At 68.0% G+C, this 20177-nt stretch carries 22 protein-coding genes; 6 read left to right on the top strand and 16 right to left on the bottom strand.

Features of this window, described 5'->3' with window-relative positions:
- Window positions 1-45: 45 nt before the first annotated feature.
- From ACAD63_RS20580 to ACAD63_RS20610, 7 genes are all read right to left on the bottom strand, one after another.
- Complete coding sequence (locus ACAD63_RS20580) at window positions 46-315, bottom strand: HPr family phosphocarrier protein (RefSeq protein WP_029046719.1); 270 nt, start codon at window positions 313-315, stop codon at window positions 46-48.
- Window positions 284-739 (bottom strand): PTS sugar transporter subunit IIA, encoded by a 456-nt coding sequence (locus tag ACAD63_RS20585; RefSeq protein WP_133093589.1) that lies wholly within the window; start codon window positions 737-739, stop codon window positions 284-286. The genes ACAD63_RS20580 and ACAD63_RS20585 overlap by 32 nt, the downstream gene beginning before the upstream one ends.
- 77 nt (window positions 740-816) lie before the next feature.
- Window positions 817-1770, bottom strand: coding sequence for a glutathione synthase (gene gshB, locus ACAD63_RS20590; RefSeq protein WP_133093588.1), 954 nt, complete (start codon window positions 1768-1770; stop codon window positions 817-819).
- A gap of 23 nt (window positions 1771-1793) precedes the next feature.
- Window positions 1794-3089 (bottom strand): glutamate--cysteine ligase, encoded by a 1296-nt coding sequence (gene gshA / locus ACAD63_RS20595; RefSeq protein ID WP_133093587.1) that lies wholly within the window; start codon window positions 3087-3089, stop codon window positions 1794-1796.
- 529 nt (window positions 3090-3618) lie between these two features.
- On the bottom strand, window positions 3619-5175 hold the full coding sequence (locus ACAD63_RS20600; RefSeq protein ID WP_135704321.1) for an ammonium transporter: 1557 nt from the start codon (window positions 5173-5175) through the stop codon (window positions 3619-3621).
- 32 nt (window positions 5176-5207) lie between these two features.
- On the bottom strand, window positions 5208-5546 hold the full coding sequence (locus tag ACAD63_RS20605) for a P-II family nitrogen regulator (RefSeq protein ID WP_010814843.1): 339 nt from the start codon (window positions 5544-5546) through the stop codon (window positions 5208-5210).
- Between the two features lie 53 nt (window positions 5547-5599).
- A complete protein-coding gene (locus ACAD63_RS20610) occupies window positions 5600-6397 on the bottom strand; it encodes a TorF family putative porin (RefSeq protein ID WP_135704320.1) in 798 nt (265 codons plus the stop codon).
- A 41-nt stretch (window positions 6398-6438) separates the two neighbouring features.
- On the opposite strand from ACAD63_RS20610, the gene ACAD63_RS20615 reads away from it, so the two are divergent.
- From ACAD63_RS20615 to ACAD63_RS20625, 3 genes are all read left to right on the top strand, one after another.
- Window positions 6439-6582, top strand: coding sequence for a hypothetical protein (locus ACAD63_RS20615; protein WP_434033213.1), 144 nt, complete (start codon window positions 6439-6441; stop codon window positions 6580-6582).
- 195 nt (window positions 6583-6777) lie between these two features.
- Window positions 6778-7056, top strand: coding sequence for an accessory factor UbiK family protein (locus tag ACAD63_RS20620; protein WP_133093584.1), 279 nt, complete (start codon window positions 6778-6780; stop codon window positions 7054-7056).
- A 95-nt stretch (window positions 7057-7151) separates the two neighbouring features.
- On the top strand, window positions 7152-8693 hold the full coding sequence (locus ACAD63_RS20625) for a YifB family Mg chelatase-like AAA ATPase (RefSeq protein WP_135704318.1): 1542 nt from the start codon (window positions 7152-7154) through the stop codon (window positions 8691-8693).
- An 82-nt stretch (window positions 8694-8775) separates the two neighbouring features.
- On the opposite strand, the gene zwf is transcribed toward ACAD63_RS20625, so the two are convergent.
- From zwf to ACAD63_RS20645, 4 genes are all read right to left on the bottom strand, one after another.
- Window positions 8776-10272 (bottom strand): glucose-6-phosphate dehydrogenase, encoded by a 1497-nt coding sequence (gene zwf, locus ACAD63_RS20630; RefSeq protein ID WP_133093582.1) that lies wholly within the window; start codon window positions 10270-10272, stop codon window positions 8776-8778.
- A gap of 279 nt (window positions 10273-10551) precedes the next feature.
- On the bottom strand, window positions 10552-10731 hold the full coding sequence (locus ACAD63_RS20635; protein WP_133093581.1) for a hypothetical protein: 180 nt from the start codon (window positions 10729-10731) through the stop codon (window positions 10552-10554).
- 71 nt (window positions 10732-10802) lie between these two features.
- A complete protein-coding gene (locus tag ACAD63_RS20640) occupies window positions 10803-11444 on the bottom strand; it encodes a LysE family transporter (RefSeq protein ID WP_063236625.1) in 642 nt (213 codons plus the stop codon).
- A 96-nt stretch (window positions 11445-11540) separates the two neighbouring features.
- Window positions 11541-12152: a hypothetical protein gene (locus ACAD63_RS20645; RefSeq protein ID WP_135704314.1), complete on the bottom strand. Its 612-nt coding sequence runs from the start codon at window positions 12150-12152 to the stop codon at window positions 11541-11543.
- A gap of 139 nt (window positions 12153-12291) precedes the next feature.
- Between ACAD63_RS20645 and ACAD63_RS20650 the strand changes: the two genes are divergently transcribed.
- From ACAD63_RS20650 to ACAD63_RS20660, 3 genes are all read left to right on the top strand, one after another.
- Window positions 12292-12819: a SoxW family protein gene (locus ACAD63_RS20650; RefSeq protein WP_255519879.1), complete on the top strand. Its 528-nt coding sequence runs from the start codon at window positions 12292-12294 to the stop codon at window positions 12817-12819.
- A 120-nt stretch (window positions 12820-12939) separates the two neighbouring features.
- A complete protein-coding gene (locus tag ACAD63_RS20655; RefSeq protein ID WP_133093579.1) occupies window positions 12940-13473 on the top strand; it encodes a TlpA disulfide reductase family protein in 534 nt (177 codons plus the stop codon).
- 165 nt (window positions 13474-13638) lie between these two features.
- Window positions 13639-15750: an ATP-dependent helicase gene (locus tag ACAD63_RS20660; protein ID WP_195430448.1), complete on the top strand. Its 2112-nt coding sequence runs from the start codon at window positions 13639-13641 to the stop codon at window positions 15748-15750.
- Window positions 15751-15844: 94 nt separating this feature from the next.
- On the opposite strand, the gene ACAD63_RS20665 is transcribed toward ACAD63_RS20660, so the two are convergent.
- The 5 genes from ACAD63_RS20665 to ACAD63_RS20685 all read right to left on the bottom strand — a co-directional run bounded on the left by ACAD63_RS20665 (window position 15845) and on the right by ACAD63_RS20685 (window position 20032).
- Window positions 15845-17041 carry a class I SAM-dependent rRNA methyltransferase gene (locus tag ACAD63_RS20665; protein ID WP_135704310.1) on the bottom strand — a complete coding sequence of 399 codons (1197 nt, stop codon included), beginning with the start codon at window positions 17039-17041 and terminating at the stop codon, window positions 15845-15847.
- 211 nt (window positions 17042-17252) lie between these two features.
- Window positions 17253-17561 carry an HP0495 family protein gene (locus ACAD63_RS20670; RefSeq protein ID WP_133093576.1) on the bottom strand — a complete coding sequence of 103 codons (309 nt, stop codon included), beginning with the start codon at window positions 17559-17561 and terminating at the stop codon, window positions 17253-17255.
- 49 nt (window positions 17562-17610) lie between these two features.
- Entirely contained in the window at window positions 17611-18819 is a 1209-nt protein-coding gene (locus ACAD63_RS20675; protein WP_133093575.1) for a D-alanyl-D-alanine carboxypeptidase family protein, read from the bottom strand.
- 66 nt (window positions 18820-18885) lie between these two features.
- Complete coding sequence (locus ACAD63_RS20680; protein ID WP_133093574.1) at window positions 18886-19527, bottom strand: alpha/beta hydrolase; 642 nt, start codon at window positions 19525-19527, stop codon at window positions 18886-18888.
- Between the two features lie 184 nt (window positions 19528-19711).
- The gene (locus ACAD63_RS20685; protein WP_133093573.1) at window positions 19712-20032 is read right to left on the bottom strand and encodes a (2Fe-2S) ferredoxin domain-containing protein; all 321 of its coding nucleotides are present in this window, start codon (window positions 20030-20032) and stop codon (window positions 19712-19714) included.
- Between the last annotated feature and the right edge of the window lie 145 nt (window positions 20033-20177).

Genomic DNA, 20177 nt, shown 5'->3' on the forward strand with positions numbered 1-20177 from the left:
AGGAACGTTTAAGAATTCGAAGTTGCGGGACCGGGGCCGCCGGCCTCACTCTCCCTCACCAAACCGGTTGGCGATCAGCGCCAGCAACGCATCCATCGCTTCCTGCTCGTCGGGTCCGTCGGTCTCGAGGGTCACGGTGGAGCCGATGCCGGCCGCCAGCATCATCACGCCCATGATGCTCTTGGCATCGACCTGGCGCCCGTTGCGGGACATCTTGACCTGGCTGACGAAGCTGCCTGCGAGCTGGGTCAGCTTGGCGGACGCGCGTGCATGCAGTCCGAGCTTATTGATGATGGTGGTGTCCCTCTGCAGCATATTTGTCGGGATGGTTGGCGGTTTGGTTCTGTACGGTGGTGGTGCCGACCTGCAGCACGCCCTGCGAGCCGCCCGCCAGCGCCTTGTTGGCAAGCTGGTCGAGCTTTTCGTTGCGGTAGCAGATGGCGCGCACGAGCATGGGCAGGTTGACGCCGGCCAGCACGCGCACGCGGCCCTGCTCGGCCAGGCGCGCGGCGATATTGGCCGGGGTCGCGCCGAAGATATCGGTCAGGACCAGGGCGCCGTTGTCTTCGCAGACGGCGGCCAGGCGGCGCCTGGCCTCGGCCAGCACCGCGGCGGGGTCCGCGTCGGGAAGGACGTCGATGGCTTCCAGCCCTTGCGGCTGGCCGCAGTAGACGTGGGCGGCGCAATCGCGCAGGGCCGAAGCCAGCGGGGTGTGCGCGATGATCAGGATGCCTGCCATGATGGTGAATCCGTTGGATTGCCCAGATTGTAGCAGGCGGCCCCCCGCGCTCCCGCTGCCAGCCGGGATGGTTCCGGTCAGCTGCCGGCGGCGCCCACGGCGTGTTCCAGCGCGTCGATGAACATCGCCGCGACGTGGAACCCGGTCTGCTGGGTGATTTCCTGGAAGCAGGTCGGACTCGTCACATTGACTTCCGTCAGGTAGTCGCCGATCACGTCCAGGCCCACCAGCAGCAGGCCCTGCTCCCACAGCCCCGGCGCCAGCGACTCGGCGATCTCGCGGTCGCGCTGGCTCAGTTCCTGGGCGCGGCCGCTGCCGCCGGCGGCCAGGTTGCCGCGCACTTCGCCGGCCATCGGCACGCGCGCCAGCGAATACGGCACCGGCACGCCGCCGATCAGCAGGATGCGCTTGTCGCCGTCCTTGATCGCCGGGATATAGCGCTGCACCATCAGGGTGCGGGCGCCGTCCTGGCCCAGCGTCTCGACGATGGCGGCCAGGTTCATGCCGTCAGAGCCCACCCGGAACACGCCCATGCCGCCCATGCCGTCGAGCGGCTTGACGATGATGTCGCGGTGCTCGGCATGGAAGTCGCGGATGCGCGCCAGGTCGCGCGTGACCAGCGTCGGCGTGATGAATTCCGGATGCTGGGCGATCGCCAGCTTCTCGGAATGGTCGCGGATCGCACGCGGCTTGTTGAACACGCGCGCGCCCTGCTGCTCGGCCAGCTCCAGCAGCCAGGTGCTGGTGACGTATTCCATGTCGAACGGCGGATCCTTGCGCATCAGCACCGCGTCGAAGGCCGACAGCGGTTCCAGCGCGCTGTTGCCTTTGCGGTACCAGGCCTTGTCGTCATCCGTCAGGTGCAGGCGCGTCGCCAGCGTCTCGACGGTGCTGCCAGACAGGCACAGCTGCGGCTGCAGGCACCAGTACAGCTCGTGGCCGCGCGCGGCGGCCTCGGTCATCATGGCGTAGGTGGAGTCCTTGTAGGTCTTGAAGGTCTCCAGCGGATCGGTGATGAAGAGGATGCGCATCAGTCAGGACTCGTCAGGGCTCGTCACAGGATCGGGTTCGGGTCAGTCTTTTCGAGTTCGATCGACGCCGCCAGCAGCGCCAGCCGCGCCACCACGCCGTACATATAGAAGCGGTTCGGCACCGCAGCGCCCGGCTTGGCATGGCTGTCGGGGATGCCGTTGGGGGCAAACGCCAGCGGCACGAAATGCATGCCCGGGGCGTTCAGGTTTTCATCGTTGCCGCGGCCCGTGTGCACGCGGTAGAAGCCGCCGACCACGTAGCGGTCGATCATGTAGACCACCGGTTCGGCCACCGCCTCGTTGACCTTCTCGAAGGTGTGCACGCCTTCCTGGATGATGACGTCGCTGACCTCGAGGCCTTCCTTGACGACGCTCATCTTGTTGCGCTCTTTCCGGTTCAGGCCCTTGACCTCGGACGGGTCGCGCACGGTCATGATGCCCATGCCGTAGGTGCCGGCATCGGCCTTGACCACCACGTACGGCGTTTCCTTGATGCCGTACTCTCGGTACTTCTTGGCGACCTTCTTCAGCACACCCTCGACCGCGTCGGCCAGCTCTTCCTCGCCCACGCGCTCGTGGAAATTCACCCCGGTGCAGCGGGCAAAATACGGGTTGACCATCCACTGGTCGATGTCGATCAGCTTCGCGAATTTCTTGGCCACCTCGTCATAGGCGGCAAAGTGGCTGGTCTTGCGGCGGGTCGACCAGCCGGCATGCAGCGGCGGCAGCAGGTACTGCTCGTTGATGTTTTCCAGGATCGGCGGGATCCCGGCCGACAGGTCATTGTTCAGCAGGATCGAACACGGATCGAAGTCCTTCAGCCCCAGCCGGCGGCCCTTGGTGCCCAGGCGCGCCAGCGGCTCGACCACCAGGGTCTGGCCGTCGGGCAGCTCGATCGGGGTCGGCTCGGTGATTTCCTCGGACAGCGAGCCCAGGCGCACATTCAGCCCCGCCTGGCGCATGATCAGCGACAGCCGCGCCACGTTCTGCAGGTAGAACATGTTGCGCGTGTGACGTTCCGGAATCAGCAGCAGGTTCTTGGCATCGGGGCAGATCTTCTCGATCGCCGCCATCGCCGCCTGCACGGCCAGCGGCAGCATTTCCGGGGCCAGGTTGTTGAAGCCGCCCGGAAACAGGTTGGTGTCGACCGGCGCGAGCTTGAAGCCGGCGTTGCGCAGGTCCACCGAACAATAGAACGGAGGCGTATGTTCCTGCCATTCCAGCCTGAACCAGCGCTCGATCGACGGGGTGGCGTCCAGGATCTTCTTCTCGAGTTCGAGCAGAGGACCGTTCAGCGCGGTGATGAGATGCGGGACCATATCCATCCTATAGATCGTCTTTATCGTTCGCCCCGATTGTAGAGGAACGGCCAAACAGGCGCTGGCACACTCCTGATAAGGATATGCAGGCCATGGCATGAGGGATAACGATATGGGGATGCCGCGCGGGATATAAAGGGCGCTGGCGCAGCGGACAAAAAAAAGCGCGGCATCGCCGCGCCTTTAAATGGCCTGACAGATACGGGGAGCGTTCTGCAGGTGGAGGAAACTGCCTCACTGGCAATGTATGTGCCCCGCACATTAAAGACAATTGAAGCTTTTTAAGATCGGATTTAAGCACTTTGCGAAAAGCCCACGGGCGTGCCGGGGAGATCGGCCGCCAGCCCGCATCAGCATTGGACTGGCGGCTTTTGCGAGTTTTCTCCGGCCAGCCGCCCAGCGAGCCGGTGTGGCGTTGTGTGCGGTGCTAATGCCTGCTTGATAAGACAAGAAAAAAGCCCGGCACGCGGCCGGGCAAAGCTCCTGAGAGACGATTCCCAATCAGCTCTCCAGCACAACACCTTGGCGATCAGCCTTCATACGCGGTCTCGCCGTGCGAGGTGATATCCAGGCCCTCGCGCTCTTCATCTTCCGGCACCCGCAGGCCGATCAGCATGTCCACCAGCTTGTAGGCCACGAAGGAAACGATGCCCGACCACACCACCGTGGTCAGCACGCCCTCGAACTGGACCCACAGCTGGCCGGCGATCGAATAGTCTTCCGCCACCTTGTTGGCCACGTAGTCGTAGATGCCGGTGCCGCCCAGGCTAGGCGCGGCGAACACGCCGGTCAGCAGCGCGCCCACGATGCCGCCCACGCCGTGCACGCCGAACACGTCCAGCGAGTCATCCATGCCCAGCATGCGCTTCAGGCCGGTCACGCCCCACAGGCACAGCAGGCCAGCCACCAGGCCCATTACGATCGAGCCCATCGGGCCGACGAAGCCGGCTGCCGGGGTGATCGCCACCAGGCCGGCCACCGCGCCCGAGGCACCGCCCAGCATCGACGGCTTGCCCTTGCCGATCCACTCGCCGAAGGTCCACGCCAGCACCGCGGCGCAGGTCGCCAGCAGCGTGTTGACGAAAGCCAGCGCGGCACCGGCGCTCGCTTCCAGGCCCGAGCCGGCGTTGAAGCCGAACCAGCCGAACCACAGCAGCGAGGCACCGACCATGGTGAAGGTCAGGCTGTGCGGACGGATCGCCTCGCGGCCGAAGCCGATGCGCTTGCCGAACAGGTACGCGCCCACCAGGCCCGCCACGGCGGCGTTGATGTGCACCACGGTGCCGCCCGCGTAGTCGAGCGCGCCCTTCTGGAACAGCCAGCCCGACTTGGCGGTCGCGGCAGCGCCGGCGGCAGCGTCGGTGTAGGCGTCAGGACCCGGCCAGAACCAGACCATGTGCGCCATCGGGATGTAGGAGAAGGTGAACCACAGCACCACGAACACCAGCACGGCCGAGAACTTGGCGCGCTCGGCGAAGGCGCCGATGATCAGGCCGCAGGTGATGCAGGCGAAGGCGCACTGGAAGGCGAAGAAGCCCAGCTCCGGGATCACCACGCCCTTGCTGAAGGTGGCCGCCATGGCTTCCACCGTGAGGCCCTTCATGAAGAGCCGGTCGGTGCCGCCGAAGAAGGCGTTGCCCTCGGTGAAGGCGAAGCTGTAGCCGTAGATCGCCCACAGCAGCGCCACCAGCGAGAAGATCACCAGGCACTGCATCAGCACCGACAGCATGTTCTTGGAACGCACCAGGCCGCCGTAGAACAGCGCCAGGCCCGGCAGCGTCATCAGGATGACGAAGGCGGTGGCCACCAGCAGCCAGGCCACGTCGCCCTTGTTGGGCTGCGGCGCCGCCGGTGCGGCGGCGGCTTCGGCGGCAGCGGCCGGGGCCGCCGCCGCGGGGGCGGCAGCGGGCGCGGGTGCCGCTGCAGCGGCGGCGGGCGCGGGGGCGGCGGCCGAGGCGGCCGGGGCCGAAGCCTCCGCCGCCGGCTTGTCCTGTGCGGCGGCCGGCGCGGACATGCCCACTCCCGCCGTGCCGATGGCCAGCGCCATTGCGCCGGCCGTCAGGAATCGCTTGATCCAGGTCTTCATGTGATTAGCCTCTGTCTCTATGCTGTCTTGGGTCACAGGGCATCGCCGCCGGTCTCGCCGGTGCGAATGCGGATGACCTGCTCGATCGGTGCCACGAAGATCTTGCCGTCGCCGATCTTGCCGGTGCGGGCAGATTTCTCGACCGCCTCGATGGCTCGCTCGACCACGTCGTCGGGCACCGCCACCTCGATCTTCACCTTGGGCAGGAAGTCGACGATGTACTCGGCGCCGCGGTACAGCTCGGTATGGCCCTTCTGGCGGCCGAAGCCTTTCACTTCGGTGACGGTGATGCCGGACACGCCCACGTCCGACAGCGCTTCGCGCACTTCGTCGAGCTTGAACGGCTTGATGACTGCGATGATGAGTTTCATCCGGGTTCTCCTTGGGGCAGGCTCGCTTCAGCCTGCCCGGCCTGCAGCGGTGATTAGAAAGTCTTGGTGAGCGAGGCCCAGGCCGCCGCCTTGCCCAGGTAGCGGCCGCGGTTGGCGCTGGTGTACACCGACTCCTTGGCATTGGTGTCGACGTAGGCCACCGCCAGCGAGAAGCCCTTGCCGAGATCCTTGGTCAGGCCGATTTTCCAGTCGGTGTACGACGCGTCGCTGAAGTGCGCCACGCCCTGGTAGCCCACGTGCGCATTCAGCGTCAGGTCCCAGAAGTTCAGCGGCACGTTGGCCGTCAGGTCGACGTAGTAGCTGTTCTTGCTGTCGTTGAAGCCAAACAGGTTGGTCACCGAATGGGAGTACTTCAGGAATACCGGACCCCAGCCGATGCCGGCGTACAGCTCGGTCGTATAGGGACGCGGGTTGTTGTAGCCGCCCGGGTAGTAGTAGGTCAGCACGCCCAGGTCGTAGTTGAATTCGAGGTCGGACACCTTGAAGGTGTTCTTGAAGCCACCGTAGAAATCCATTTCCACCGGTGCCGACACCGAGGGGTTGGCGTCCTCGAGCCAGCTGATGCTCGAGTTCCAGTTGCCCACGTAGAAGCCGCTCGAATGGGCGTAGTCGAAGCCGCCCTGGATGGCCGGGCGCAGGTTGGTCTGGCTGATGCCGCGATAGCGGTAGTCAGAGACCAGCGACACGTTGGCCGTAAAGGTATGCGGCGATGCCGGCTCGGCAGCGGCGGCGGCGGCGGGCGCTGCTGCCGCGTCGGTGCTTTGGGCATACGCGGTGGCGGCTGCGCCGGACAGGACGACCGCGCTGACGGCAAGGGCCAACTTCTTCATGAATTTCTTCTCCTTTTCCTGGGATGGCTCGGATTTCGTTTATGGATTTTGGTAAGGCAGGTGCAATCACTACTGCAACTGCCATGCCAGCTGAGCGGAAATTGCCGGTCGATGACTTCGTGGCGGCGGCGCCGGTGACCCAAGCCGCGCTTCAATCTGCCTTGCATCAAAGCCCGATGCCGTGAAAAGGTGTGAAGGCAGGCACGCCGGAGCTTTCCCCCACGTGCCGCACCGGCGATAATTGAGACCTGACGGTGGCAGCGTGCGCCCGCACCAGGGAATTCCGCCCGCATTCAGGGCGCCCAAAACCAGTGCGAAAGCGCGCGATACGCCAGATGCCTACCGGGATTGGCACCAGTTAGGTGCGCAAAGGAGAAACCATGAAACCGACCGATCTCTTCAACGACCTGCAGAACAAGGTCAGCGAGGCGCTGCGCAATTCGCCGGCAAGGGACATCGAGAAGAATGTGCGCAGCATGATGACGCAGGGCTTCGCCCGGCTCGACCTGGTCACCCGCGAGGAATTCGACGTGCAATCGCAGGTGCTGGCCCGTACCCGCGCCCGGCTGGAAGAGCTGGAAGCCCGCGTGGCCGAACTCGAGCGCCGCGCCGGCATCCCGCCCGGCGCCGGTGCGGTGGACTCCACCGGAGGCGCGTGAGACCGCCAGTCCGCGCTGACCACACCAGCCTGCCTGAAGGCCGCCAATCCTGGCGGCCTTTTTCGTTAACGATTCGATGACATGGAGGGCCTGACATGAGTCTTGCCGTCCTGCGCAGCCGCGCGCTGACCGGCATCGCCGCGCCCCCGGTGCGCGTGGAAACGCACCTGGCCAACGGCCTGCCGGTGTTCACCATCGTCGGCCTGGCCGACACCGGCGTGCGCGAGAGCCGCGAGCGCGTGCGCGCCGCCATCCTCAACAGCGGCTACGAATTTCCCAACCGGCGCATCACCGTCAACCTGGCCCCGGCCGACCTGCCCAAGGAATCGGGGCGCTTCGACCTGGCCATCGCGCTGGGCATCCTCGCCGCCAGTGGCCAGATCCCGTCCGAGGCGCTCGACGCCCACGAATTCGCCGCCGAGCTGTCGTTGTCGGGCGAGCTGCGGCCGGTGCGCGGCGCGCTGGCCATGGCGATGTGCCTGGCGCAGGACAACGCCGCATGCCACGCGGCCGGCGCCGCCCCACGCGCTTTCCTGGTGGCCCGCGACAATGGCCCCGAAGCGGCATTGATCGAAGACCTGGCCGTCCACGCCGCCGCCACGCTGCGCGAGGTATGCGAGCACCTCGGTGGCCAGCCGGACGCGCGCCTGCCGCGCGCCGCCCCCGCCGCGCTGCCGAAGTCGAGCGCCAGCGGACCCGACATGCGCGACGTGCGCGGCCAGGCGCAGGCGCGCCGGGCCATGGAAGTCGCCGCCGCGGGACAGCATTCGGCCTTGCTGGTGGGCCCGCCAGGCACCGGCAAGTCGATGCTGGCGCAACGGCTGCCGGGCCTGCTGCCGCCGATGTCGCTGCAGGAGGCGCTGGAATCCGCGGCGGTCATGAGCCTGACGCCGGGCGGCTTCCGCACCGAACTGTGGGGCCGGCGCCCCTGCCGCGCGCCGCACCACACCGCGTCGGGCCCGGCCATGGTCGGCGGCGGCGGCAACCCGCGGCCGGGCGAGATCTCGCTGGCGCACCACGGGGTCCTGTTCCTGGATGAATTGCCCGAATTCGACCGCCGGGTGCTCGAAGTCCTGCGCGAGCCGCTGGAGTCCGGTCGCATCACCATCGCGCGCGCCAATGGGCACGCCGACTTTCCCGCGTGCTTCCAGTTCGTGGCGGCGATGAACCCGTGCCCGTGCGGCTACCTCGGGCATCCCGACCGGCCATGCCGCTGCACCCCCGACCAGGTGCGCCGCTACCAGTCGCGCATTTCCGGGCCGATGCTCGACCGGATCGACCTGCAGATCGAAGTGCCCGCCCAGGACCAGGGCGAGATGCTCGACGGCCCGCCGGGCGAGCCCAGCGCCGCGGTGCGCGAGCGCGTGCTGGCGGCGCGGGCGCTGCAGCTGTCGCGGCAAGGCAAGCCCAACAGCGAACTGGGCGGCCGCGAGATCGAGCAGCACTGCGTGCTGGAGCCGCAGGCACAGGCGCTGCTGCGCGGCGCGATGACTCGGCTGGCGTGGTCGGCGCGCTCGTACTTCCGCGTGCTGAAGGTGGCGCGCACGGTTGCCGACCTCGATCGCGCCGAGGTGCTGACCGCCAGCCACGTGGGCGAGGCGATCCAGTACCGGCGGGCGCTGCGGATGGCCGGCTAGCGCCAGCCGCGGCGAAGCGGCGGGGACAGCCTCGATCCGGACGACCGGCGCGCCGGTCCGCAGTTGGCGGTGGCGGCGGCGGTCAGGCTTCCTCCGACCACTGCACGCCCTCGCGCGCCATGAACGCCGAAGACGCCGCCGGCCCCCAGGTGCCGGCGGTGTAGGGCCGCGGGCCTTCGTCCTGGTGCCGCCAGGCTTCCAGGATCGGATCGACCCAGGTCCACGCGGCCTGCAGCTCGTCGCGTCGCACGAACAGCGCCAGCCGGCCCCGGATCACGTCGAGCAACAGCCGCTCGTAGGCTTCGGCGCGGCGCGTGGTGAAGGCCGAGTCCAGGTTCAGCGCCAGGCTCAGCGGCTTGAGCTTCATGCCTTCGCCCGGCTGCTTGACCATCAGCATCAGCCGCACCGACTCTTCCGGCTGCAGCCGGATCACCATGCGGTTGGCGCGCAGCGTGCTGCCGGGATCGAAGATCGAGTGCGGCACCCCGGCAAACTGGATCACCACCTCGGTCACCCGTTCCTGCATGCGCTTGCCGGTGCGCAGGTAGAACGGCACCTTGTTCCAGCGCCAGGTACCCAGCTCCGCGCGCATCGCGACGAAGGTCTCGGTGCGGCTGTCCGCCGGGATGCCGTCTTCCTGCAGGTAGCCGGGCACCAGCTCGCCGCCGATGGCGCCCGCGGTGTACTGGCCGCGCACCGTGTTGCGGCGCACGTCCTCGGGCGACATCGGGCGCAATGAGCGCAACACCTTGAGCTTCTCGTCGCGCACGGCGTCCGAGTTCAGCGATGCGGGCGGCTCCATGGCCAGGATGCTGACCAGTTGCAGCAGGTGGTTCTGGATCATGTCGCGCATGGCGCCGGCCTCGTCGTAGAAGCCGCCGCGCGAGCCCACGCCGACCGTCTCGGCCACGGTGATCTGCACGCTGCACACGAACGGCGTGCGCCACAGCGGCTCGAAAATCGAATTGCCGAAGCGCAGCGCCATCAGGTTCTGCACCGTCTCCTTGCCGAGGTAGTGGTCGATCCGGTAGGTGCGGTCTTCGCTGAAGTAGCGCGTCACTACCTCGCTGATGGCAATGGCCGAGGCGAGGTCGACCCCCAGCGGCTTCTCCAGCACCAGCCGGGTGTCGTCGGCAATCAGGCCGTGCCCGGCCAGGTTGTCGCAGGTCTGGGCGAACAGGCCCGGCGGCATCGCCATGTAGTAGATGCGCAGCGCTTCGCTGCGCAGCGCCTTCCCCAGCGTCTCGTAGTGGCCGGGCTGCGAGGCATCGACCCGGACGAAGTCGAGCCGCTGCAGGAACGCGCGCCACTTGTCGGGATCGAGGTAGCGCGCATCGACGAACGGCTGCGCGCGCTCGTCGGCAAAACGCGCGAAGGCTGCGGCATCCCATTCATGGCGGCCCACGCCGATGATGCGCGTGCCCTCGGGCAGGTTGCCGTCGCGATGGCACATGTACAGCGAGGGCAGCAGCTTGCGGGCCGACAGGTCGCCGGTGCCGCCGAAGATCACAAGATCCACCGGCCGTGGATCGGGCGTGCCGAAGGAGGAAGCTGAAAACGCGGAACGGGCGGTAGGCATGGCGGGCTCCTTGCTTGCCGGGAACACCGGCGCGATGTGGGTCGGGCAGCGCGAGCCCGGCCGGCACGCGCGGCAAGCCGCATGAACCATGCCAGTGAGCACGCTGGCCCCCACCCCGGCGCAGGCACAGGCGCGGGTCACAGCGCGCCCGGCACGATGCCGCGGCATGGACCGCCATACTTTGCGCCCCCAGCGTGACAGGCGAACCATGCCGGGCGCCGCGCCGCAGCGACGAAAGGGAGGAAGGCCTAAAGCGGCCCCGGCGGGCCGCGGCGATCCCTACGCGCGTTTTCCGATTGGCGTCGCCACCGGCGGCTCGACCGGCGGCGGCACCGGATCTTCTTCCGGCGGCAATGGCAAGTCGGGAGGCACGCCCGGCGGCGACGGTTCTTCCACCGGAGGCACGGTGTGGCGCGGCAGCATGCGCGCGCCGGCGCGGGGAATCGGCGAGGCTGGCATTTGGGGCTCTCCGTGGCCGGGGGGTTCCCCTCATTGAAGCAAACCCCGAGGGTTGGCGCCAGTGCCGGCGCTCAGGCGTGCTGCCGGCGCACGAAGAACAGCGCCGCGCCAACCGCCATCAGCACGCTGCCGAAGAAGCGGTTCTGCCAGCGCACCGCGCGCGCGTTGCGGAACAGGCCCTGCATGCGCGAGGCCAGCAGCGCGTAGCCGTGCATCACCACCAGGTCGACGCAGCACATGGTCAGCGCCAGGATGGCCAGCTGCGGCGCCAGCGGGTGGTTCGGGTCGATAAACTGCGGTAGCACCGCGACCATGAAGATGATGCCCTTGGGATTGGTCACGTTGGTCAGCAGCCCGGTGGCGAAGCGCCGGCGTGGGCTCATCACGGCCACGCGGGCGGGACCCTCGCTGGCGCCTTCGCTGCTTTGCACCTTCGCGCGCCACTGCTGCAAGCCCAGGTAAATCAGATACAGCGCGCCCACGGTCTTCACCACCATGAAGGCCTGCTCCGAGGCCAGCAGCAGCGCGCCCAGCCCGCCGCCGGCCACCAGCAGCACGATTACCAACCCCGTCTGCAGGCCGAAGATCGTGGTGGTGGTCTTGCGCAGGCCATACGACAGGCCGTGGCTCATCGACAGCACCGCCCCCGATCCCGGCGACACCGCAATCACCCAGCACGCCGCGAAATAAGCCAGCCACACTTCCCAACGCATTTCGATTCTCCTAGACGACAACTGCCCGACAACTGCCGCCGCCGCACTGACGCGGCCCGGCGCAAACCCTGTATTCCTGCGGCGTCCTGCGGGACCTCAGAACGGGTGGAAGCCGCCGAGGAACTGCTCCACCTGCTCGGCCTGGCGCTGGTCGCGCGCGGCGTCGCCGGACTCCAGCACCACCGCCTGGTAGGCGCGCGCGCCCACCGCCACCAGCCGCGCGGTCAGCCGCCGCGGCGACTGGTCCTGCGGCGACACGCCGCTGGCCTGCACTTCCACGCCGGCCAGCGGCCGCCCCGGCTTGTCGGCGGTCGTGATCGTGACCGGGCGCGTACGCGCCGGCTCGCCCGACGACGTGCCCAGGTTGGCCAGCAGGCCCGCCTGCATCGCCGCCAGCGCCTCGCGCCGCAGCGCTTCGTCGTCGGCAGGCAGCGTGACCACGCCCACGGCGAATAGCGTGTCGTCGACGCGCGCCGCCTCCATCGTCATCGGCAGCTTGCGGCCGGCGATGGTGACGTCGCGCGCGGCGCTGCTGGGCTTGCCGGGGTAGAGCGCGGCGTAGGCGCCCTCGCCGGACTGGATCGTGCGCCAGTCATAGCGGGGCGAACAGGCGCAGAGGGCCAGCGCCGCGCATACGGCGGCGCGGCGCAGCATGGGACTGCGGGCCAGGGCGGCCAGGCTCGACGACTGGGGCGAAAGAGGACGCATGGGGAAGCGTGTGGCGGACAGCGCGCGCAGGCCATGGAGCGGCTCTGGCGGCCGCCGTCGCCTGCGGGCGGAAACCGGTATTATCGCGGAAGTGGCGCCCCGGTGCATGGTGCGCCGCCTGACAGTCTTTCCCGACCGCATGCCTGTTCCCGCCCTGCCCCGCCTCGCCGTACCAGCCCGGTCCGCGCTGCTCCGACTAGCGCAACTGGCGCGACTGGCCGCCTGCACGCTGCTGGCAACGGCCGCCGGCGCGGCGCTGGCCGCGGGCACGGCGCACCTGCCTGCCGCCACCGACCTGGCCGCGCATGGCGCCGAGGCCGCGCAACGTGGCGAGCCGCTGGTGCTGCTGGTGTCGATGCCAGGATGCGGCTATTGCGACGCGGTGCGCCGCAACTACCTCGGCCCGCAGGCCGCCGCCGGCGAGATCGCGGTGCGCGAGCTCGACCTGACCGCCGCCACGCCGCTGCGCGATGCCGACGGCAGCATGACCACCGCGCGCGACTGGGCGCGGGCGCACCAGGTGCGGGTGGCGCCGACGGTGCTGTTCCTCGATCGCCAGGGCCGCGCCGCCGCCAGTCCGCTGCGCGGCATGCAGCCCGATTTCTACGGCGCCTACCTGGAGCAGGCGCTGGACCAGGCACGCGCCGCCATCGCCACACGGCGCTGAACCGCGCGGTGGCGCCGGCATTGCGACAGATTGACGCAAGCAGACCGCGCGCAACACCGCGGCGCCCGCGGCATTAGAATGTGTCGTTGCCCGAAGAGAATTCGCCTTCCTCCGCCTCCCATGACCACTTCCACTTCCGCCAAGTCCTCCCGCAAGCCCTGGCCCATCGTCGCCGCAGTCGTCGTACTGGCGCTGCTGGGCTGGTTCGGCTACCGCGCGCTGGCGCCCTCCAACGCCGCGCCGGCCGCCACGTTCACGCTGCTGTCGGGCGAGAAGGTCAGCACCGCCGACCTGAAGGGCAAGGTCTACCTGGTCAATTTCTGGGCCACCAGCTGCGCCACCTGCGTCAAGGAAATGCCCGACATGGTCAAGACCTACGAGCAGTTCAAGGGCAAGGGGCTGGAGTTCGTCGCCGTGGCGATGAACTATGACCCGCCGATGTACGTGATGAACTACGCCAAGACGCGCGGGCTGCCGTTCAAGGTCGCGATGGATTCGGACGGGTCCGCCGCCAGGGCCTTCGGCAATGTGCAGCTGACGCCGACCACCTTCGTGGTCGACAAGGACGGACGCATCCTCAAGCGTTATGTCGGCGAGCCCGAGTGGGATGCGCTGCACAAGCTGCTGGACGGCGCGCTGGCAAAGTCTGCGTAACGCTGTCACCCGCCGCCGCCCGCAACATTCAGGAAAAGGTGCTCATCGAGCACCTTTCTTATTGGTTCGTGCCCCATCCCGCGCAAAGCGGCTTGCACTGCCGGGCTGTATGGATATACAGTTAGCGCCAGCTTTTTTTGCCCGCCCCATTCCTCTTTCCTGCCTGTGTCACTCGACCTTGCCCCCGCCGCGGACCTCGAATCCGCCCTTGCCCCCGATGCGGCCGACGCAGGCCCCGCCTACCTGTCCAGGCTCAACCCGGAGCAGCGCGCCGCGGTCGAGCACGGCAGCGACGGGCCGCTGCTGATCATCGCCGGCGCGGGCTCGGGCAAGACCAACACGCTGGCGCACCGGGTCGCGCACCTGGTGCTGGGCGGCGCCGATCCGCGCCGCATCCTGCTGCTGACCTTCTCGCGCCGCGCCGCCGCCGAAATGGGCCGGCGCGTCGAGCGCATCGTCGACCAGGCGCTGGGCACGCAGACCGGCGCGGGCCGCGCGGCGCTGCAGTGGTCGGGCACCTTCCACGCCATCGGCGCGCGCCTGCTGCGCGAGTACGCCGAGACGCTGGGCCTGTCGCCCGCCTTCACCATCAGCGACCGCGGCGATGCGGCCGACCTGATGCACGTGGTGCGCCACGACCTGGGCCTGTCCGAGACCGCGAGCCGCTTTCCCAAGAAAGAGACCTGCCTGTCGATCTACTCGCGCGTGGTCAACACGCAGGCGCCGCTGGAGGACGTGCTCAAGCAGCAGTTCCCGCGCTACGCGATGTGGGCCGATGCGCTGCGCACGCTGTTTGCCGGCTATGTCGAGGCCAAGCAGAAGCAGCACGTGCTCGACTACGACGACCTGCTGCTGTACTGGGCGCAGGCCATGGCAGAGCCGGCCATCGCGCAGGACATCGGCGCGCGCTTCGACCACGTCCTGGTCGACGAATACCAGGACACCAACGCACTGCAGGCGTCGATCCTGCTGGCCATGCGGCCCGATGGCCGCGGCCTGACCGTGGTCGGCGACGATGCGCAGTCGATCTACGCGTTCCGCGGTGCGACCGTGCGCAATATCCTCGATTTCCCGCAGCAGTTCACGCCGCCCGCGCAGCAGGTGACGCTGTCGCGGAACTACCGCTCGACGCAGCCGATCCTGCAGGCCGCCAACGCCGTGATCGGACTGGCGGCCGAGCGCTATACCAAGGATCTCTGGTCCGAGCGGCTGTCGGCCGAGAAGCCCGGCATCATCGTCGTCAACGACGAGGCCGACCAGGCGCGCTACGTGGTCGAGCAGGTGCTGGCGCGGCGCGAGGCCGGCCTGGCGCTGATGGCGCAGGCGGTGCTGTTCCGCGCCGCCGACCACAGCGCGCAGGTGGAGATCGAGCTGGCGCGGCGCAATATCCCGTTCGTGAAGTTCGGCGGGCTCAAGTTCCTGGAATCGACGCACGTGAAAGACGTGCTGGCCGTGGTGCGCTGGCTGGAAAACCCGCGCGACCGCATGGCAGGCTTCCGCACGCTGCAGCTGCTGCCGGGCATCGGCCCCAAGACCGCGGCACGTGTGCTCGACGCGCTGGCGCTGGCCACCGAGCCGCTGTTCTCGCTGCAGGAATTCGAGCCGCCGCCGGCCGCTGCCCCCGCGTGGGCCGACCTGCTGACGCTGGCGCGCGCGCTGATGGCGCCGGCCTCGCCGTGGCCGTCGGAGTTCGAGCAGGTGCTGGCCTGGTACACGCCGCACCTCGAACGCCTGCACGACGACGCCGCCGCGCGCCAGGCCGACCTGCAGCAGCTGGAACGCATCGCCGCCACCTACGGCGCGCGCGAGCGCTTCCTGACCGAGCTGACGCTGGACCCGCCCAGTGCGTCGAGCGATGAATCCGGCGTGCCGTCGCGCGACGAGGACTACCTGATCCTGTCGACCATCCACTCGGCCAAGGGGCAGGAGTGGAAGGCAGTATATGTGCTCAATGCCGTCGATGGCTGCATGCCGAGCGACCTGGCGACGGGAACGACCGAAGAGATCGAGGAAGAACGGCGGCTGCTGTATGTGGCGATGACGCGCGCCAAGGACCATCTGGACGTCGTCGTGCCGCAGCGCTTCTACGTGCACCAGCAGGTGGGCTTTGGCGACCGGCATGTGTATGCGTCGCGCACGCGGTTCATCCCGAATCGCGTGATGCCGAATTTCCACAGCCGGGCATGGCCGCCGCCGCCGATGCCGGGCGAGGGGAAGGCAAAGCCGGCGCTGGCGCCGGTGGACCTGGCCAGCCGGATGCGGAATATGTGGCGGTAGTCTCGTCGCGCCGTTTTTCTCCCCTCTCCCGCGCGCGGGATAGGGGAGAAAACAAGCGGCGCGCTAGGGCTGTCGCCGCTTCCGGATCGCAGCGTTACCCCACCTTCTCCAGCAGCAACCCCTTCAGGTACTCCCCTTCCGGGAACGCCGCCAGCATCGGGTGATCGGTGCCGGCCGACAGCCTGCGCAGGATGCGCGCATCCGCCCGCGCATCGGTCATTGCGCCCGCCACGATCTTCTGGAACAGCTCCATGCTGATCGCGCCCGAGCACGAGTACGTGAACAGCAAACCGCCTGGCCGCAGCAGCTGCGTGCCGACCAGGTTGATCTCCTTGTACGCACGCGCGGCACGGTCGATATGCTGCGCCGACGGCGCGAACTTGGGCGGGTCCAGCACGATCAGGTCGAACTGACGCCCTTCGGCGCGGAATTCGCGCAGCGTCTTGAACACGTCAGCGTCGAGCCAGGTCGCGCGCTCCGGATCGAACCCGTTCAGGGTGACGTTGCCCGCGGCAATCTTCAGCGCCTCGCCCGACGAATCGATCGACGTCACCGACTTGGCCCCGCCGCGCAGCGCGGCCAGCGAGAAACCGCCTGTATAGCAGAAGCAGTTCAGCACCTCGCGCCCTTCGGCCAGGTCGCCCACCAGCTTGCGGTTGTCGCGCTGGTCGACGTAGAAGCCGGTCTTGTGGCCGTTGCGCACGTCGACGTAATAGCGCACGCCATGCTCGGTCACCGACAGCGCCGGATCGGGCTCCGCGCCGGCCAGCACGCCGGTCACCAGCTCCAGCCCCTCGCGCTGGCGCACGGCGGCGTCGGAGCGTTCATAGACGTTGGGGCAGCCAGTCTCCTTGACCAGCGCCTGCACGATCGCGGTCTTCCAGTGCTCCACGCCGGCCGCATTGAACTGGCACACCAGCTGGCCCGTTTCCCCACTGCCGTAGTAGTCGACGATCAGCCCCGGCAGCCGGTCCGATTCGCCGAAGATCAGGCGCACCGCATCGCTGTCCTTCACCCACTGGCGCCGGTAGGCGATGGCCGCGGCCACGCGGCGCTTGAACAGCGCGTGGTCGACCGGCTCGTTTTCGTCGAAGGTCCACACGCGCGCACGGATCTGCGATTCGGGGCTGTAGGCGGCCTTGGCCAGGAAGCGGCCGTCGGCGGCGCGCACGGTCACGGTCGAGCCCGGCTCGCAGCGGCCTTCGGTGGTGGCGATGCCGGTGGCATAGATCCACGGGTGGCGGCGCAGCAGCGATTTTTCCTTGCCGGGTTTCAGGGTGATGGTGTTCATGTCGGTATGGGGAGGATGCGTGCCGCAGCCGCGGTGTTTGGCTCCCTGCGGTGCGGCTCCCCTCTCCCGCCTGCGGGAGAGGGGTTGGGGGAGAGGGCGGGAGTGTCAACAAAGTGACGGGCGTCGGCATTGCCAGCGCCTGCCCTCTCCCCCGGCCCCTCTCCCGCGCGCGGGAGGGGGGAGCAAACAATCAGGAAAGATACGTCAGCGGTTACAGCACCACCTTCACCATCGGATGCGAAGTCAGCGCCCGGTACAGGTCGTCCAGCTGCTCGCGGCTGGTCACCCACACCGTCACGGTGAGTCCGAGATAGTTGCCCTTGCTCGAGGGCCGCATCTCCATCTTGCCCGCATGGAAGTCCGGATCGAACTCCTGCACCAGCGTGACGATGGCCTCGGCAAAGCCGTCCTGCATCGAGCCCATCACCTTGATCGGGAAATGGCTCGGGTATTCGATCAGCGACTGCTCCGGCGGGATATCGCCGGGCTTGTTGCCGCTGCCCTGGTTGTCGGAAGTCATGTCGTTTTCTCCGGCGCGGCCCGGCAAATCTCCAGGCCGCGCGTGCCAATCACTTGCGCTTGAACCACAGGCGGATGGTGTCCCACAGGCGGCCGAAGAAACCGGCCTCGGGCACTTCTTCCAGCGCCACCACGGGGAACTCGGCCACCTTGTTGGCGCCGTCCATCAGCTTGACCATGCCCACCTGCTGGCCCGCCGCGATCGGCGCGATCATCAGTTCCTGGCGCTCCAGCACCGGCTTCAGGCGACCGCCGGTGCCCTTGGGCACGGTGACGAAGGTCTCGTGCTGCACGCCGATCTTGACCGTGCCGGCCTTGCCCTTGTAGATCTCGGGCGTGGCCAGCACCTGCCCCTTGTCGTACAGGCGCAGCGTGTCGAAGAACTGGAAGCCGTAGTTGAGGATCTTCAGGCTTTCCTGCGTGCGCACCTGTTCGGTGGTGGTGCCGATCACGATCGAGATCAGGCGGCGCTGGCCGTTGGGCACGTTGGCCAGCGGACGCTGGGCCGACGAGATCAGGCAATAGCCGGCGGACTTGGTGTGGCCGGTCTTGACGCCGTCCACGGTCGGGTCGATGTACAGCAGGCGGTTGCGGTTGGGCTGCCTGATCTTGTTATAGGTGAACTCCTTCTGCGAGTACATGGCGTAGTACTCGGGGAAGTCCTTGATCAGGTGCGTGGTCAGCGTCGCCAGGTCCACCGCGGTGGTGTAGTGGTTCGGGTCGGGAATGCCGTCGGTGTTGGTGAAGTGGGTGCTCTTCATGCCCATGCGCTGGGCCTCGCGGTTCATCATCGCGACGAAGCCCTCTTCCGAGCCGCCCACTGCCTCGGCCAGCGCCAGCGCGGCGTCGTTGCCCGACTGCACGATCAGGCCCAGCAGCAGGTCCTGCACGCTGACCGGCTTGTTGGGCTCGATGAACATGCGTGACTCGTCGCTTTTGACCTTGAGCACGAGGTTGGTCGGCACCACGGTCTGTTCCAGCGTCAGGCGCTTTTCCTTGAGTGCCTCGAACGCCAGGTAGGCGGTCATCAGCTTGGTCAGCGAGGCCGGCTCGATGCGCTGGTCGGCATTCTGCGAGGCCAGCGCCTGGCCGCTGGTCACGTCATACAGCATCCACGACTTGGCGGCGACCTGCGGCATCGGCACGCCCTGCGCAAGGACGGCGGCGGGCGCGGCGGCCAGCGTGGCCGTGGCGACGGCAGCGACGATGGCGGCGGGTGCAAAGGCGGAGGAAAGGCGTGTCGTGGCTCTATTCAGCATTGTTTCTGTTTCCGACAAGAAAGGGATCGTGCGGGACGGGATGGCGCGGTGACGAAGCTGCGCCGCTCACCGGTCCCACGCGTTGACGACGAGCTGCTTGATCAGGTGCAGCTTGCGGTGAAAGAAATGGTCGGCGCCGGGGATGACGATCACCGGCAGCTCCTGCGGGCGCGCCCAGTCGAATACGCTGGCGAGCGGCACGGTGTCATCCTGCTCGCCGTGTATGACGATGGTGTCGGCGGGCACCTCGGCCACCTGCCAGCGGCTCGCTGCGGTGCCGACCAGCACCAGGCGCTGCGCCGGCGTGCCGGCCTCGGCCAGGCGCCGGGCCACGTGCGTGCTGACAAAGCTGCCGAAGGAGAAGCCGCCCAGCGCCAGCGGCAGCGTCGCGGCCTGCGCCGACCACGCGGTCTGCTCGCGCATCCAGGCGACGACTGCCAGCAGGTCGTCCTGCTCGCCGACGCCATTGTCATGCTCGCCGGCGGTCGCGCCGACGCCGCGGAAGTTGGGGCGCACGGTGGCATAGCCCAGCTGCACGAAGGCGCGCGCCAGCGTCTGCGCGACCTTGTTGTCCTTGGTGCCGCCGAACAGCGGATGCGGGTGGGCAACCAGCGCCAGGCCCCGTGGCTCGCCTTGCGGCAGGTCCACCGAAACGTCGATCGCGCCGACGGGGCCGGCGATGGAAAGTACCTGGGTATGCGCGTTCATAGGACGGTCAGGGCAATCAGGAGGCAATCAGGAGGCGGTCAGGATGGCGCTTCAGGATGGTGATACGCCGGCTGGCTCTACCCGGAAATCCCGGGGCAAGAAATGAAAAAACCGTCCGGCGTGCGGGCGGCGGGGTCTGGCATCGGCGCTGCGGCATCGGCAGCGCCTTGGGCTTCGTTCCCGTTCAGCGGTCCACCATCAGCCGCTCGACCGGCTTGCCGTTGAGCAGGTGGCTGTCGATGATTTCATCGATGTCGTGCTCGTCCACATACGTGTACCAAATTGCCTCGGGGTAGACCACCAGCACCGGCCCGAGTTCACACCGGTTCAGGCAGCCCGCCTTGTTGATGCGCACGCGGCCTTCGCCGCCGGCGATGCCGAGTTCCTTGCAGCGCTTCTTGGCGTATTCCTGCATGGCCTTGGCGTTGAAATTGGCGCAGCAGTTCTCGCCGGCCTCGCGCTGGTTCAGGCAGAAGAAGACGTGGTGCTGGTAGTAGCTGCTCATGCGATGCGGTGACAAGGAGGGCGGGCCCGCGCGGCGGCACGACCGCGGGACGTTGAACGGAAGCTCGGAATTATACGGCGTCACGGCGGCACGCCCGCGCCTTCCGGCACCCGCGCAACGCCATTGACCGCGCATGCCGGCCGCG

This window comes from Cupriavidus sp. a3, assembly GCF_051015765.1.
Lineage (GTDB): Bacteria > Pseudomonadota > Gammaproteobacteria > Burkholderiales > Burkholderiaceae > Cupriavidus > Cupriavidus oxalaticus_A.

Bases quoted from the DNA above. Each gene is read 5' to 3' on its own strand.
- ACAD63_RS20580 (WP_029046719.1), bottom strand. From the start codon at position 315: ATGCTGCAGAGGGACACCACCATCATCAATAAGCTCGGACTGCATGCA.
- ACAD63_RS20585 (WP_133093589.1), bottom strand. From the start codon at position 739: ATGGCAGGCATCCTGATCATCGCGCACACCCCGCTGGCTTCGGCCCTG.
- gshB (WP_133093588.1), bottom strand. From the start codon at position 1,770: ATGCGCATCCTCTTCATCACCGATCCGCTGGAGACCTTCAAGACCTAC.
- gshA (WP_133093587.1), bottom strand. From the start codon at position 3,089: ATGGTCCCGCATCTCATCACCGCGCTGAACGGTCCTCTGCTCGAACTC.
- ACAD63_RS20600 (WP_135704321.1), bottom strand. From the start codon at position 5,175: ATGAAGACCTGGATCAAGCGATTCCTGACGGCCGGCGCAATGGCGCTG.
- ACAD63_RS20605 (WP_010814843.1), bottom strand. From the start codon at position 5,546: ATGAAACTCATCATCGCAGTCATCAAGCCGTTCAAGCTCGACGAAGTG.
- ACAD63_RS20610 (WP_135704320.1), bottom strand. From the start codon at position 6,397: ATGAAGAAGTTGGCCCTTGCCGTCAGCGCGGTCGTCCTGTCCGGCGCA.
- ACAD63_RS20615 (WP_434033213.1), top strand. From the start codon at position 6,439: ATGGATTTTGGTAAGGCAGGTGCAATCACTACTGCAACTGCCATGCCA.
- ACAD63_RS20620 (WP_133093584.1), top strand. From the start codon at position 6,778: ATGAAACCGACCGATCTCTTCAACGACCTGCAGAACAAGGTCAGCGAG.
- ACAD63_RS20625 (WP_135704318.1), top strand. From the start codon at position 7,152: ATGAGTCTTGCCGTCCTGCGCAGCCGCGCGCTGACCGGCATCGCCGCG.
- zwf (WP_133093582.1), bottom strand. From the start codon at position 10,272: ATGCCTACCGCCCGTTCCGCGTTTTCAGCTTCCTCCTTCGGCACGCCC.
- ACAD63_RS20635 (WP_133093581.1), bottom strand. From the start codon at position 10,731: ATGCCAGCCTCGCCGATTCCCCGCGCCGGCGCGCGCATGCTGCCGCGC.
- ACAD63_RS20640 (WP_063236625.1), bottom strand. From the start codon at position 11,444: ATGCGTTGGGAAGTGTGGCTGGCTTATTTCGCGGCGTGCTGGGTGATT.
- ACAD63_RS20645 (WP_135704314.1), bottom strand. From the start codon at position 12,152: ATGCGTCCTCTTTCGCCCCAGTCGTCGAGCCTGGCCGCCCTGGCCCGC.
- ACAD63_RS20650 (WP_255519879.1), top strand. From the start codon at position 12,292: ATGCCTGTTCCCGCCCTGCCCCGCCTCGCCGTACCAGCCCGGTCCGCG.
- ACAD63_RS20655 (WP_133093579.1), top strand. From the start codon at position 12,940: ATGACCACTTCCACTTCCGCCAAGTCCTCCCGCAAGCCCTGGCCCATC.
- ACAD63_RS20665 (WP_135704310.1), bottom strand. From the start codon at position 17,041: ATGAACACCATCACCCTGAAACCCGGCAAGGAAAAATCGCTGCTGCGC.
- ACAD63_RS20670 (WP_133093576.1), bottom strand. From the start codon at position 17,561: ATGACTTCCGACAACCAGGGCAGCGGCAACAAGCCCGGCGATATCCCG.
- ACAD63_RS20675 (WP_133093575.1), bottom strand. From the start codon at position 18,819: ATGCTGAATAGAGCCACGACACGCCTTTCCTCCGCCTTTGCACCCGCC.
- ACAD63_RS20680 (WP_133093574.1), bottom strand. From the start codon at position 19,527: ATGAACGCGCATACCCAGGTACTTTCCATCGCCGGCCCCGTCGGCGCG.
- ACAD63_RS20685 (WP_133093573.1), bottom strand. From the start codon at position 20,032: ATGAGCAGCTACTACCAGCACCACGTCTTCTTCTGCCTGAACCAGCGC.